Here is a 13,212-nt window from a genome sequence, read left to right on the forward strand (position 1 = left end):
CGGTGTACCCGGCAGTATTGCGAGCCGCGCACCGGAAATCCACCCAGCAAAGGCCTCGGCCTGGAGTAATTTGCATTATGAAAACCAGACTCGTCATCGCCGATGATCATCCCATGGTTATCCTGGGCGTAATGGCCGCGCTTGCGGATGATCCAAACATCGAAGTTTGCGGCACGGCAACCAGTTCAACCGATTTGGTCGTCTTGTTGCAGCAACAAAAGCCAGACGTGTTGATTTGCGATTTTCAAATGCCGGATGGCAAGTACGGCGATGGCATGAATTTGATTTCTCATCTCAAGCGCCATTTTCCTGAATTGCGGATCATCATTCTGACGATGATGACCAACCCGCCGATACTCAATGAAATTTTGAAAGCTGGTGTGGAAGGGTTGCTGTTGAAAGGTTGCAGTGCAGACGAAATGCGGGCGGCCGTCAGATCGGCGTGTGGTGGGCATTATTATTTGAGCAAGACCACGCTGGCGCAACTGAACATGCGGCCTGGGGCGGAGCCAAATACCACTGCGCACGTGAGCGTAAAAGAACTCGAAGTACTGCGTTTATATGTGAACGGGCTGTCTGTTTCAGAAATCGCAAAAAAGCTCTGTCGCAGTATCAAAACCATCAGCAGCCAAAAGCAAAGCGCCCAGCGCAAATTGGGAATCAACAATGAAAAAGAGCTCTACGAATACGCACAAAGCCAGGGCCTGACGGGTTCACATTAAAAATTGGAAAACTAATAACCTGGCTGAAACTGGTCGACGAGCCCGGAATCTCTCGAGGGAAAATGCGTCAGCTTCAAACGGCACGGCTGAGCGCTCGTACGGAATCACACGGGCAGACACAAGCGTAAAAAACAACAAAAGCCTCACAACTGTGGGGCTTTTTACTGTCAGGGGCGGCTAACAGTAGGCGCCGCGCTGGACCTGCTAAAATGGGCGGCCAATGACCCAACTGGTTTCGCCTAGCCGTCAGCCCATGCCCAACCCTTTGCTCACCGCCCGTCCGGTCGTCAAATTTCTGCGCTATGCCTATCGCTATAGCCACGGTGCAGACATGCGCCACAACGCCCCGATCTGGCCGTACGTGAAGCTGCAGCGTGACGCGCGCGGGCGACTGACTGGTTGTACAGTACGCGGCGCCACGCAGCCGGCGCTGGTTAATCTGGACACGCTACCGCGTGATGCCAGCGGTCCTTGTCACCTGATCCTTAGTGGTCCGTCGGTGGCCGGGATCGACTACAACCAGTTGTCGCTGCCACACGCCATGGGGGTGAATGGTTCAATCGCTTTGCGGGAACGCTATCCTCAACTGCGCTTTGACTATTACGCCATGCTTGATGCCGGTTTTGTGCGCAAACGCCAGCACCTGGTCCGGCAGATTCTGGGGGAAGACCTGCTGTTGTTTGTCACGCCCGAGGTGTTGCGCTGGATCGTGCATCTGTTCGAGCCTGCGCAAATTGTCTGCCGCATTGCGGTGTTTGAAGAAGTGCACCAGCGCGTCGGCTTGCGTAAACCCACGCCCGAGCAGCTTGAGGCCGAATTCAAAGACGACACCGAACTGGTGCTGTTCGACGCCTGGAACGAAGTCCACGCCCATGGCTTCAGCTTTGATATCACGCGCGGCCTGTTTGGCGGTGGCACGGTTGCGTATTCAGCGTTGCAGTTTCTGGTGTGGCTGGGTTATCGGGAAATCTATATCCACGGGCTGGATCTGTCCGAGGCCAACACCACGCCGCGTTTTTATGAAACGGCGGGCAAGCAACTGGGCAGCGCGTTGTCCCGACAGTTTGTCGGGCACATTCAACCGGCCTTCAGCGATGCGGCGGCGCTGCTCAAGGCCCGAAACGTACAGGTGTATAACCTTTCCCTGGACAGTGCGTTAAGCGAAGACATTTTTCCCAAACTGGACTGGCACACCTTGATTCCCTCCTCACTCGCACCGCGAAGCGAGTCCTGACGCATGCGCCTTTCAGTCATTCTGATTACTAAAAACGAAGAGGCGAATCTGCGCGATTGCCTCGCATCTGTAGCCTTTGCCGACCAGATCGTCGTGGTGGATTCCGGCAGTACCGATGGCTCAGTTCAGCTGGCCCGTGAATTGGGTGCGCTGGTACTCGAGACCGACTGGCCCGGTTTTGGCCCACAGAAAAACCGTGCTCTCGATCTGGCTGACGGTGACTGGGTCTTGTCGATTGATGCCGACGAACGCGTCACGCCTGAACTGGCCGCCGAAATTGCGCAAATTCTGGCCAGCCCAAAGTTCGATGCCTACGAGATCCCCCGGTTATCCAGCTACTGCGGGCGGTTTATTCGGCACAGCGGCTGGTGGCCTGATCCGGTACTGCGCTTGTTCCGGCGTGGCACAGCGCGCTTTACCGATGTGGCGGTGCACGAACGCGTGGCATTTAGCGGGCCGATCGGGCGGTTGCATAATCACTTGCTGCATTACACCTATCCCGATCTGGAAAGTGCGCTCAATAAAATGAACCGCTATTCCACCGATGCAGCCAACGCCATGTTTGCGCGAGGCAAGCGCGCTTCACTAGGCGGCGCGATATTGCGCGGGTTCTGGACCTTTGTACGTATTTATCTGCTGCGCCGCGGTTTTCTGGACGGACGCGAAGGCTTTTTGCTGGCTGTGGCCGCAGGAATCGGCAATTTCTATCGTTATGCCAAACTGGCCCAACTTTACCGGCAGCCCAAAGCATGAAAATTCTCGAAATGGATTTCGAAGCCGGTTGGCGCGGTGGTGAGCGGCAAACATTTTTGTCGATGCAGCAGTTCCGGGCCGAAGGCCATCAAGTCGAATTGCTCTGCCGCAAAGGCGGCATGATCGCCGAACGTGCGCGCGCTGAAGGCTATGCCGTGCACGACTATCGCTGCTTGCTGGGCGTATTGAGTTTTCTGGCGGTGCATGGCGAGGGCTATGACATTCTGCACGCCCAAACCGGCCATATGCTCAGCTGGGCCGTGCTGACCAAATTATTTCATCAAAAACCGGTCGTTTATTCGCGGCGGGTGGCGTTCCAGCTGCGCGGCCTGTTAACCCGCTACAAATATCGCAAGGCCGATCAGGTAGTGGCAATCAGTGAGGCCTGCGCTGACAGCGTGCGGGCGCTGGGCGTGCATGACATCATGATCATTCCTTCCGCTGTTTTGCCGGTGGTCCCCGACGCGCAACGCATTGCCGATCTGGCGCAGCGGCTGGGTGTAAACGGACGCAAGGTGGTGGCAACGACTTCCGCGCTGGCTGAAGACAAAGACCCGTTGATGCTGGTGGATGCCATCGCCGCAGTGCGTAAACAGCGCGATGACTTTGTATTCATCCATTTCGGTGCTGGGGCGATGGAAGCCGAGGTCCGCGCCCGTGTGTCAGCGCTGGGGCTGGCCGATACATTTTTGTTCGCAGGCTATCAGCAACAAGTGGAAGCTTTGTTTGGCCTGTTCGATGTATTCGTAATGAGTTCGCGTGAGGAAGGGCTGGGCAGCAGCGTGCTGGATGCCTTTAGTGCGCGGATTCCGGTAGCATCCACCGACGCTGGCGGCCTTAAAGAGGTGCTGGCGGATGACCGCGGGCTGCTAAGCCCGGTTGCCGATGCCACTGCCCTGGCGCTCAATATTGCGCGCTTGCTCGATAAACCAACCTGGATCAATACCATGACCGACAAAGCCCATGCTTATGTCAGCAGCGTGCACAGCGTCGACACCATGGCGAACGCATACCTTGATCTGTTTACCCAACTACAGCGTGCATCTCGATGAGTCGATCCAATCCAGCTGCAAACCTGTTTTGCGGCACCATTGTGTTGCTGGTGGCGCTGTTGCCTGCGCTGGCGCTGGCCACAAGATCCGCCAGCTCCACTCTGTTTTACCTGCTGCTTTTGTTCAGTCTGGTCACTCTGGCTACCCGCAAAACGGTGCGAGTCAGCTGGCGTGAAATGTGGCGGGACTACAAACTGCTGATTTTTGCCTTTAGCTTGCCCACTTTGTCTTTGCTGGCGACCAGTGCCTGGCATCAGAACTGGAGCAGTTCGGATTTCGAAAAAGTGCTGCGTTTCGCGCTCACCATACCGGTATTCTGGTTATTGCTGCAGGTAAGAGACGACCTGTTGCGGCACGTGCAGTGGGGGTTGATTGTCGGGGCTTTATCCGGCGCCTTCATGATTATTGTGGTCATGAAAATCATGGGACTCGATCGCGGTTATCTGACATCCATTGGCACCAATTACAACGCGGTTTCATTTGCCAATGTGGTCATGCTGGCCGGGCTCTCAACGCTACTGACGTTGGGCTGGCAGCTCACGCGTTTCAAGCGGGCCGAGCAGATCATCAAGATATTCACCGGCCTCGCCTGTTTTTATGCGGTGCTGATTTCGGAAACCCGCAGTAGCTGGATGGTCATCCCAATCTGCGCTTTTATCGCATTCACTACCTTCACGCATTTCCGGGCACGCTGGGGTGTAGTGGCATTGCTGCTGGCGCTCGTGTTGCTGGGGTTATTGGCCTGGATTAATCCCACGCTGCATGAACGCACCATGGTTGGGGTCAAGGATATCCAGAGCTTTATTAATGGCAGCGATCTGGATACGTCGCTGGGCATCCGCTTACAGCTGTGGCGCGCTGCATTGCATATGTTCATGTTGCAACCGTTGTTCGGCGTGGGTGGCGGAGGCGAGTTCTCGCTTATGCTGCACAAGTTTGTACCTCTGCATATTGTGACGCCCGGCGTGGCTGGAGATTTCGGCGAGCCACATGACGATTTTCTGTCCGCGCTTTCCTGCTACGGCATACTTGGATTCACTGCCATTTGCGCCATCTACTTTGTGCCCGCCTGGTATTTCTGGCGTCGTCGCACCACGCCAGACCTTAACATTCGCGTTGCGGCCAGTCTGGGGCTCATGCTGTGTTGCTGTTTCGCCCTGTTCAGCCTGAGTGAGTTGATGTTTCGTGGCATGCGCACCGTACCGGTCTATACCGTGTTGATAGCCGCATTTCTAGCGCTCTCGCATCCCCGGCGTAACGTGACAGCGGCTCCGCCGTCTGTGACCTGAACAAGATTGATCGCATGAATTCTCCATCGCACGCCAGCGCCCGTACCGTTCCGGTATTGATGTATCACCACGTCTCGCCATCCCCCGGCCCGATTACGCTGTCACCGGAACATTTTGACGCGCAAATGCGCTGGCTGGCCCAGGCCGGTTACACCACGCTCGATACCGCCGCGTTCGCCGGGTTTCTGGCGGGTGAGCCAGTCCCGGAGAAATCCGTACTGCTGACTTTTGACGACGGTTATCTGGATAACTACGTTTATGGTCACGCTGCGTTGCAACGGCATGGTTTGAATGCGGTGATGTTTCTGGTGACTGGCTGGATGGGCGACGGTCCGGTTCGCGCCACGCAGGGGCAGGGTGCGTTACCGGCAACACCGGCGCATGGCGAATGCGAACAACTTATTGCCAGCGGCCATGCCGACGACGTCATTGTGCGCTGGAGCGAAATTGAAACCATGCGTGCGGCGGGTACCTTCGAGTTTCACAGCCACACCCACACCCATACTCGCTGGGACAAGCAATGTGCCTATGCCAGTGAAAAACGCGAGCGGCTGGCGCAGGACATCGCCCAGTCGCGCTCAAGGTTGCAACAGCGGCTGGGTGGCGTGTCCGATCATCTGTGCTGGCCGCAAGGCTATTTTGACGCCGACTACCAGCAGGTGGCGCGTGAGGCTGGCTTCAAGTATCTGTACACCACTCGCGATGATGCCCGTAATGTGCCGGGGACCGATCCTGCGCGGATCTGTCGCATCGGCGAGAAGGGGCGTGGTGCCGATTGGCTGGCGCAAAAACTGTGGCTAGTGCGCAATCCGCTGCTGGGCGGCGCGCATTACTGGCTCAAGCAACACCAGAAGAAAAAGCGCTGACCATTCACCCGACGGATTCCCGGATCTGTGGTGTTTAATCTTCTGGTTCCTTGCGAATCTGCGCGCCGCGCTCCACCAGCAACTGGCGCAGAATCGCGCGATGGCAGCGGTTCTCGTTTTCGCAATAACAGCCCAAAGCAAAGTGGGTGGTGGCCGATAGCGCGGCCAGCAAATCCAGCACTTTGCCAGTATCCCCGGTGTTGACCTCTGCCCGGAATTGCCGGGCAAAGTGCTGCCATTCGTTATCAGTAACCACGGCTTTGGCTTGCGCGACCAATTCGGCGCTGGGTGACAGATTGGGCAACCAGACGTCGTAGAAATCGCGGCTGCTGAATTCGGCTTTGGGTACGCCGCGCGGTGGGCGGCGCACCGTACCAATGCGCACACCTTCATCGGCGATTCGGGGCGTGCCCAATTGAACGATGCGGATACTCATAAGTCGCTCCAGGTGCCGTCAGCTATCTGGCGTTTGCCGGATCATAGCAAACCCGACCACTTCAATTGCGCGAGACGCCGGTCAACCCGCCGTCAAGGCCACTGGCTTTGGGCTGCGCCGGCTCTCATGCGACAATGCCGCGCGAACTGGCCAACAAGCCAGTTCAAAGTCCGCGCTGCAAACTCACCGCGCCAACACGGGAAATACTCAGCTTGAAGATTCTCTACACCAACTTTCACAACGGTGATGGCGGCGGTCATACCACCTACATCATGAATCTGGCGCGCGCTTTGGCGCCCCGGCATGAGATTTTTGTAGCGGCCCCGGCCAGCAGTCGTCTTTACCAAGCGGCGTCGGCCATACCGGGTGTGCAGGTAATCGATCTGGCCTTCAACAACCGCCTGCCCACCGTGTTGCGCACCACCAAAGCATTGCGTGGATTGATTGCCCGGCACGGCTTTGATGTCATTCATGTCAATGGTTCGGCCGATCACCGCATGGCCATGCTTGCCATCATTGGCAAGGGCAAGCGGCGCCCGCGCATTGTTTATACCAAGCACAATGACTTGCCGGTGACGGGTCTGGCCACTTGGCTCAAGGCGCGTTTTGCGACCGATTGCGTGATCTGCGTTTGCGAATACACCCGCCGCAAACTGGCGCAGACAGCCTATGCCCACGGCGCCTTGCGCGTGGTGTACAACGGCATCGATCTGGCCCGTTATGCGCCGCTGGATGCCGCTGCAACTCAGGCTGCACGGGCGCAATGGCTGCCAGCAAACGAACAACACGTGCTGGCTCTCGGTAGCAATGCGGGCACGCCGGATTACAAGGGCTGGCTGGATCTGGTCGAAGCGGTGTCCACGTTGCCTGATAATCTGCGCCGCCAGGTGCGTATCGTCATGGCTGGCGAAACGCCGTCCGCCCGCCAGGTGGAGCGCGTTGCGGCGTTAGGCATGACAGAACGAGTCACCTTCTCCGGTTTGCTGGATGACGTGCGCCCGCTGGTCGCGGCGCTGGATATCGGTTTTGTGATTTCGCACCAGGAAACCATCTCCTTTGCCTGCCGTGAAATGATGGCTATGGGCAAACCGGCGCTGGTATCGGATGTGGGTGGCCTGCCAGAAAACGTGACTTCCGGCGTTGATGGCTGGGTAGTGCCGGCGCGTAATCCTGCTGCTTTGGCGCAATGGTTGACCGGCATATTGGCCCAGCGCGAGCAACTACCCGCCATGGCACACGCCGCGCGCGATAAAGCGGTGCGTGAATTTTCGCTCGATACCTTTGTGCAGGGCACCGAGCAGGTTTACCGCGATCTGCTCGCCGCACGCTAACGTTAGCCACAACCTACCTGACGATCAGACATCTTCCGGTCTCGACGCGCGCCACAAACGCCTATGATGAACGGCATGATGTCTATCCAGTTACCATTCAATGCCGCCTGAATCCGTCTCTAGTCCCAGCCTTTACTTCCAGGCCGACGCGCTGAAGGCACAGCGTTTACGCCACGCCCGGCTCTTTGCCACGGGCTTGTTGCTGGTCATGGCGCTCATTTATCTGACCTGTCTGCGCTATGAGCATGCAGCACCAGCGCTGGGTTATGTGGCGGCTTTTGCCGAGGCTGCCATGATTGGCGGCCTGGCTGACTGGTTTGCGGTTACGGCCTTGTTCCGTTATCCATTGGGCGTGCCCATTCCGCACACGGCCATCATCCCCAAAAACAAAAACCGTATTGCCGATAATCTGGGCAGTTTTATCGAAACGCACTTTTTGCAGCCAGAGCAATTACTAACGCGGATCGATGCCTTCAACCCGGCGCGGCGGCTGGCAATCTGGCTGGCTCGCCCCGGGGCCAAGCGCGAACTGACCGATCAGGCGGCGCATTTCTTTACCTTTGTGCTGGGCACGCTGGATGATCCGCGCCTGGCGGCCATTGCGCGTGATCTGGTGCTCAAAAGCATCGCGCGTGCCGATTTCGGCGGCAGTGCAGCCATGCTGATCCAGCTGCTGCGCCAGGATAACCGCCACCAGCAGATACTCGACGGCGTTTTGCGGGAGTTACTGGCACAACTGGAATCGCCCAAAACCCAGGCTTATCTCGCGGGGCTGATCGCCAAAGAGTTTGATGTACTGCGCTGGGTCGCGCTGGATGAAGCGGGTGGGCGTTATCTGGCGCGCAAGCTGGTATCCGCCGCATTGCTGGAGATCGACCACGCACTGGTCCAGCCCGATCACCCGTTGCGCGCCACGTTTGACCGGCAACTGGCCGAGCTGGCCGATAATCTGCAGAACGACGCGGCCATGCGCCAGAAACTGGAAAACTGGCGAGATGCACTACTGGCTTCGCCAGCGCTGCACGAAAAACTGGATGGTCTGTGGGGCACCTTGCTGGCCAGCCTGCAGCAAGATCTGACTGGCGAGAACTCGCAAATCCGCAGCCGCGTGGGCGCGGCCATCAAACAATTGGGGCTGCGGTTGCACGAAGATCGCGCCTTTGGCGAATGGCTCAATCAGCAATTGCGTGATTTTGCTTCGCGCTCGCTGGTGCGTTATCGCAGCGAAATTGGCCGGTTTATCGCTGACCAACTCAAGGCTTGGGACGACAAAGTGCTGGTCGAGCGGCTGGAACTGAATGTCGGGATTGATCTGCAATTCATTCGTGTCAACGGCACGCTGGTCGGCGGCCTGATTGGCTTGCTGATCTACTCCGCCCGCCACGGCCTCGGCTTTTAGCGGCGAGAATGGCTGTTCATGCCGCCTGTTTTAAACGGGCCCCTGCAGGCCATTGCGCATTGACCATCCCCGCGTGAAACGGGCAGGCTGTTGCTCCTTAATCGTCCTCACTTTGTATGACTTATGAAAGTTTCCCTCTGGCGCCACCTCATCAACATCTGGCCTCCGTTGCTGTTCGCCGGTATTCGCGTCGCCCGCGTGGCCCCGGACTTTCGGCAGGTCGTGGTAGAGCTGCGCTCGTACAAGATCAATCTGAACATCATGCGCTCGCACTTTGGCGGCAGCCTCTACGCCATGACCGACCCCTGGTATATGGCCATGTTGATGCAGAACCTGGGCAGCGATTACTACGTGTGGGATCGCCATGCCGACATCAACTTCCTGAGCCCCGGCTACGGCAAGGTGACCGCCGTCTTTAGTCTGGACGATGCGCAAATCGATGCTATCCGCGCGGCCACGGCCAACGGCGACAAACACCTTGCGCAATTTCAAGTCGAAATCCACGACCAGACCGGCAAGCTGGTCGCCACTGTCGGCAAAACGGTGTACGTCCGCAAAAAACCGCACAAGCGTTAAGCCATGTAGCCCGGATGGTTCGTCGGCGTTGGTCCTGCTGGTTTCGGGGAACAATTCCACGCATAATGCATGAAAAATTCCCAGCGAATCCTGCATGAACGCGCCTGCCGAGCAAATCCACAGCCTGTTGCAACAAACCCTTACCCGCTATTCCCGCACTGAATTGGCCCAACACCTGGGCGTGAACCCGGCAACCATCGCCCGCTGGATCAACGGCCAGAGCGAGCCGCGTGCCTATGTCGCGCAGGCGCTGCAGCAGTTGCTGGCGCCGGCATCCGCACCCGAGCAAGCCGCAGAATTCACGTTCATCGATTTGTTTGCGGGCGTGGGCGGGATTCGCAAAGCGTTCGAGCAAGAAGGCGGCCGCTGTGTGTTTACCAGCGAGTGGGATAGCTACGCGCAGAAAACCTATCACGCCAATTATCCGGATGGGCAAACGCTGAACGGCGATATCACCAAGGTGCCGGAGGATGAAATCCCGGCGCACGATGTGTTGCTCGCGGGTTTTCCGTGCCAGCCGTTCTCTATTGCCGGGGTATCCAAAAAGAACTCATTGGGCCGTTTGCATGGTTTTGCCGATGCCACGCAAGGCACGCTGTTCTTTGATGTGGCACGCATCATCGCCGCCCGCCGTCCGCGCGCGTTTGTGCTGGAAAACGTCAAGAATCTGCACTCGCACGATAAAGGCCGCACCTTCGACGTGATCCTGCGCACGCTGCGAGAGGAACTCGGTTATCACGTGCATTACCGCATCATCGACGGCCAGCACTGGGTGCCGCAGCATCGCGAGCGCATCGTGATTGTCGGGTTCCGTGAGCCGACCCCGTTCAACTGGGATTTACTCAACCTGCCCGCCAAAGGTGAAACGCGTATGGCGCAGATTCTGCATCGCACCGATGGCACCGAGCCGGTGCTGACACACGATGGCGACAAGTTTTTTGATCACAAAAGCGGCCAGATCAACCCCAAGTACATCCTTACCGACAAGCTTTGGGCCTATCTGCAGAACTACGCCGAGAAGCATCGCGCCAAAGGCAACGGCTTTGGCTTTGGCCTGGTCACCGAAAACAGCGTGGCGCGGACTTTGTCGGCGCGCTATTACAAAGATGGCTCGGAAATCCTGGTCAGCCGGGGAGAGGGTAACAATCCACGCCGTCTCACGCCGCGTGAATGCGCCCGCCTGATGGGGTACCCGGATGACTTTGTCATTCCGGTTTCGGACACGCGCGCCTACAAGCAGTTTGGCAATTCGGTGGTGGTGCCAGTGTTCCGCGAAGTAGCACGCATCATGAAACCGTGGATGATTGAGCCGGAAACCACGCCGGTGCTCAATGATCTGTTTGCCGACGTTACGCCAGCCTGATCTGGCGCGAGCGGGAGGTGCGGGCAATGACCGATGTTGTAGACCCAGCCACCCGCAGCCGCATGATGTCGGGTATCAAAGGCAAAAACACTTCGCCCGAGGTAATGATCCGTAAAGCCCTGCACGCGCGGGGTTTTCGCTTTCGTTTGTATGTCAAAACCCTGCCGGGCAAGCCTGATCTGATCTTGCCCAAATACAAAACAGTGATCCTGGTCCACGGCTGCTTCTGGCATGGCCACAATTGCCGTTATTTCAAAGTCCCGAAAACCCGTACTGCATTCTGGCTGGACAAAATCGCCCACAACCGCGCGCGGGATGAACGCGAATATCTGGCGCTCAAGGCGCTGGGCTGGCGAGTGCTGGTGGTGTGGGAATGTGCCGTGCGTGCGGCGCGGCGGGATGCTGGGTTTCAGTTGGTGGAGTTTATTGCGGGGTGGTTGCGGGGGGAGGATGAGGAGGCACAGATTAGTGAGCGGGGGGTGGAGGGGTTGTGATTTGGTGGGCGGGTAGTTTGCAGGGTGCGCATTGATACGCGGACGTTTGGTTGCGCTTGAACCCAACTGCAAAAGCTGGAGCGCCTTCGGCACGGTGTTAAAAGCGTTTGATACCCGGGGGTGCCCGGGAGCACGTTTCTTTCTTTTGCGTCGCCAAAAGAAAGAAACCAAAGAAAAGGCGACCCGGGACGCTAGCGTCCGACGGGGCCCAAGGTCAAAAGCCGTGACCCTCGGGGGTAACCCCACAATGACGATGAAAGTCAGGGGTAATCCCCCCGTATTTAACCGGGGTCTGAAGTAGAGGTCATTGGGTTAATGCCAGCTTCTGTTTCGGGGTGATTCCTCCAAGCGCCATATTCGGTCGCTCGTGATTGTAAGTCCACATCCAGTTCGTTGCATGTGCCTGCACCTGTTCAATCGAATCAAACAGGTATTGCCCCAGCCAGTCATACCGGACCGTGCGGTTGTACCGTTCAACATACGCATTCTGCTGCGGCTTGCCCGGCTGGATATGCAGTAACTGGATTCCCCGTTTTGCGGCCCAGTTCGCCAGCATGCTGCCGATATATTCCGGGCCGTTGTCACTGCGGATGGCCTCGGGCTGACCACGCCATTCGATGACCTGATCCAGCGCCCGCACAACCCGTTCTGCCGGCAGGGACAGGTCCACATCCATGGCCAGTGCTTCGCGGTTGAAGTCGTCAATGACGTTGAACAGCCTGAAGCTGCGGCCATCCGCCAACTGATCATGCATGAAGTCCATTGACCAGCACTGGTTGGCCGCGTGCGGCACAGCCAGTGGCTCTGGCTTCTCCCGCACGATGCGCTTTCTGGGCTTGATCCGCAGGTTCAGTGCCAGCTCCCGGTAAATCCGGTACACCCGCTTGTGGTTCCAGCGATACCCCTTCACGTTACGCAGATACAAAAAGCACAGGCCAAAGCCCCAGTTGCGCTGGTTGTGTGTCAGCCGGATCAGCCAGTCAGCGATCTCGTCGTTGATGACGTTACTCCTGGACTGGTAGCGATAGCAGGTCTGGCTGATACCAAATGCCTTGCATGCCACAGCTATAGCACACCCGAACTCCCGCACCGCGTGTTGTGCCATCTCACGCCGGCGAGATGGCTTCAGTACTTTTTTGTCAGTGCTTCCTGCACGATCTCGGCCTTGAGCCGTTCTTCGGCATACATCTTCTTGAGCCGCCGGTTCTCATCTTCCAGTTCCTTGAGCCGGGCCATCAGCGAGGCATCCATGCCGCCAAAGCGGCTACGCCATTTATAGAAGGTGGCCGAACTGATGCCGTGTTCCCGGCACAGCTCTGGAACGGGAGCGCCGCCCTCGGCCTGCTTGAGAATGGCAATGATCTGGCTGTCGGAAAAGCGTGAGCGCTTCATGCAAAACTTCCTCGATGGTTCAGGGAGAAAATTCTACTTCTGGCGACGATTAATTTCCGGGGGGATTACCAGGGATGCAAGTTGCAGCGGGGGAAACGAACAGACTGCTGACCGGCGTTCTCTGCGCGCATCCTGCGTTCCCTCGGTCGGTCGGAGCCTAAGGTCTCCGACTCTCGGCCGGCGACGTTTGCAGGTTGCTTGCCAGCAGCAGTCCCGACGTCAGTAGCCCGGATGAAGCGAAGCGAGAATCCGGGGTTGCAATGCATCAACCGGCCACCCTGCTGGCCATCGCCAGTTTGGCCTCC

At 57.7% G+C, this 13,212-nt stretch carries 13 protein-coding genes; 11 read left to right on the forward strand and 2 right to left on the reverse strand.

What is annotated here, in order from left to right; genetic code table 11:
* Positions 1–77 precede the first annotated feature (77 nt).
* The 6 genes from N7220_RS10535 to N7220_RS10560 all read left to right on the forward strand — a co-directional run bounded on the left by N7220_RS10535 (position 78) and on the right by N7220_RS10560 (position 5,916).
* Entirely contained in the window at positions 78–722 is a 645-nt protein-coding gene (locus tag N7220_RS10535; protein ID WP_283147478.1) for a response regulator, read from the forward strand.
* A 220-nt stretch (positions 723–942) separates the two neighbouring features.
* Positions 943–1,956, forward strand: coding sequence for a hypothetical protein (locus tag N7220_RS10540; protein WP_283147479.1), 1,014 nt, complete (start codon positions 943–945; stop codon positions 1,954–1,956).
* Between the two features lie 3 nt (positions 1,957–1,959).
* Positions 1,960–2,709: a glycosyltransferase family 2 protein gene (locus tag N7220_RS10545; protein ID WP_283147480.1), complete on the forward strand. Its 750-nt coding sequence runs from the start codon at positions 1,960–1,962 to the stop codon at positions 2,707–2,709.
* Entirely contained in the window at positions 2,706–3,761 is a 1,056-nt protein-coding gene (locus N7220_RS10550) for a glycosyltransferase (RefSeq protein ID WP_283147481.1), read from the forward strand. Before N7220_RS10545 ends, N7220_RS10550 begins: the two co-directional genes overlap by 4 nt.
* The gene (locus tag N7220_RS10555) at positions 3,758–5,050 is read left to right on the forward strand and encodes an O-antigen ligase family protein (RefSeq protein WP_283147482.1); all 1,293 of its coding nucleotides are present in this window, start codon (positions 3,758–3,760) and stop codon (positions 5,048–5,050) included. Before N7220_RS10550 ends, N7220_RS10555 begins: the two co-directional genes overlap by 4 nt.
* Positions 5,051–5,064: 14 nt before the next feature.
* Positions 5,065–5,916, forward strand: a complete 852-nt coding sequence (locus tag N7220_RS10560; protein ID WP_283147483.1) for a polysaccharide deacetylase family protein — start codon at positions 5,065–5,067, stop codon at positions 5,914–5,916.
* A gap of 34 nt (positions 5,917–5,950) precedes the next feature.
* On the opposite strand, the gene N7220_RS10565 is transcribed toward N7220_RS10560, so the two are convergent.
* On the reverse strand, positions 5,951–6,352 hold the full coding sequence (locus N7220_RS10565; protein WP_283147484.1) for a DUF488 domain-containing protein: 402 nt from the start codon (positions 6,350–6,352) through the stop codon (positions 5,951–5,953).
* Positions 6,353–6,486: 134 nt separating this feature from the next.
* Between N7220_RS10565 and N7220_RS10570 the strand changes: the two genes are divergently transcribed.
* From N7220_RS10570 to N7220_RS10590, 5 genes are all read left to right on the forward strand, one after another.
* Positions 6,487–7,683 carry a glycosyltransferase gene (locus N7220_RS10570; RefSeq protein WP_283147485.1) on the forward strand — a complete coding sequence of 399 codons (1,197 nt, stop codon included), beginning with the start codon at positions 6,487–6,489 and terminating at the stop codon, positions 7,681–7,683.
* A 100-nt stretch (positions 7,684–7,783) separates the two neighbouring features.
* Positions 7,784–9,082: a DUF445 domain-containing protein gene (locus N7220_RS10575; RefSeq protein ID WP_283147486.1), complete on the forward strand. Its 1,299-nt coding sequence runs from the start codon at positions 7,784–7,786 to the stop codon at positions 9,080–9,082.
* 123 nt (positions 9,083–9,205) lie between these two features.
* A complete protein-coding gene (locus N7220_RS10580) occupies positions 9,206–9,658 on the forward strand; it encodes a DUF4442 domain-containing protein (protein ID WP_283147487.1) in 453 nt (150 codons plus the stop codon).
* Positions 9,659–9,752: 94 nt separating this feature from the next.
* Complete coding sequence (gene dcm / locus N7220_RS10585; RefSeq protein WP_283147488.1) at positions 9,753–11,021, forward strand: DNA (cytosine-5-)-methyltransferase; 1,269 nt, start codon at positions 9,753–9,755, stop codon at positions 11,019–11,021.
* A gap of 26 nt (positions 11,022–11,047) precedes the next feature.
* Complete coding sequence (locus tag N7220_RS10590) at positions 11,048–11,515, forward strand: very short patch repair endonuclease (RefSeq protein WP_283147489.1); 468 nt, start codon at positions 11,048–11,050, stop codon at positions 11,513–11,515.
* Between the two features lie 304 nt (positions 11,516–11,819).
* On the opposite strand, the gene N7220_RS10595 is transcribed toward N7220_RS10590, so the two are convergent.
* Positions 11,820–12,907 (reverse strand): IS3 family transposase gene (locus N7220_RS10595; protein WP_283147490.1). Its coding sequence is split into 2 segments (ribosomal slippage): positions 11,820–12,658 and positions 12,658–12,907, totalling 1,089 coding nucleotides; the frame shifts between segments, so codons are not numbered across the junction.
* Positions 12,908–13,212 lie beyond the last annotated feature (305 nt).

It is taken from the genome of Silvimonas soli (assembly GCF_030035605.1).
GTDB lineage: Bacteria > Pseudomonadota > Gammaproteobacteria > Burkholderiales > Chitinibacteraceae > Silvimonas > Silvimonas soli.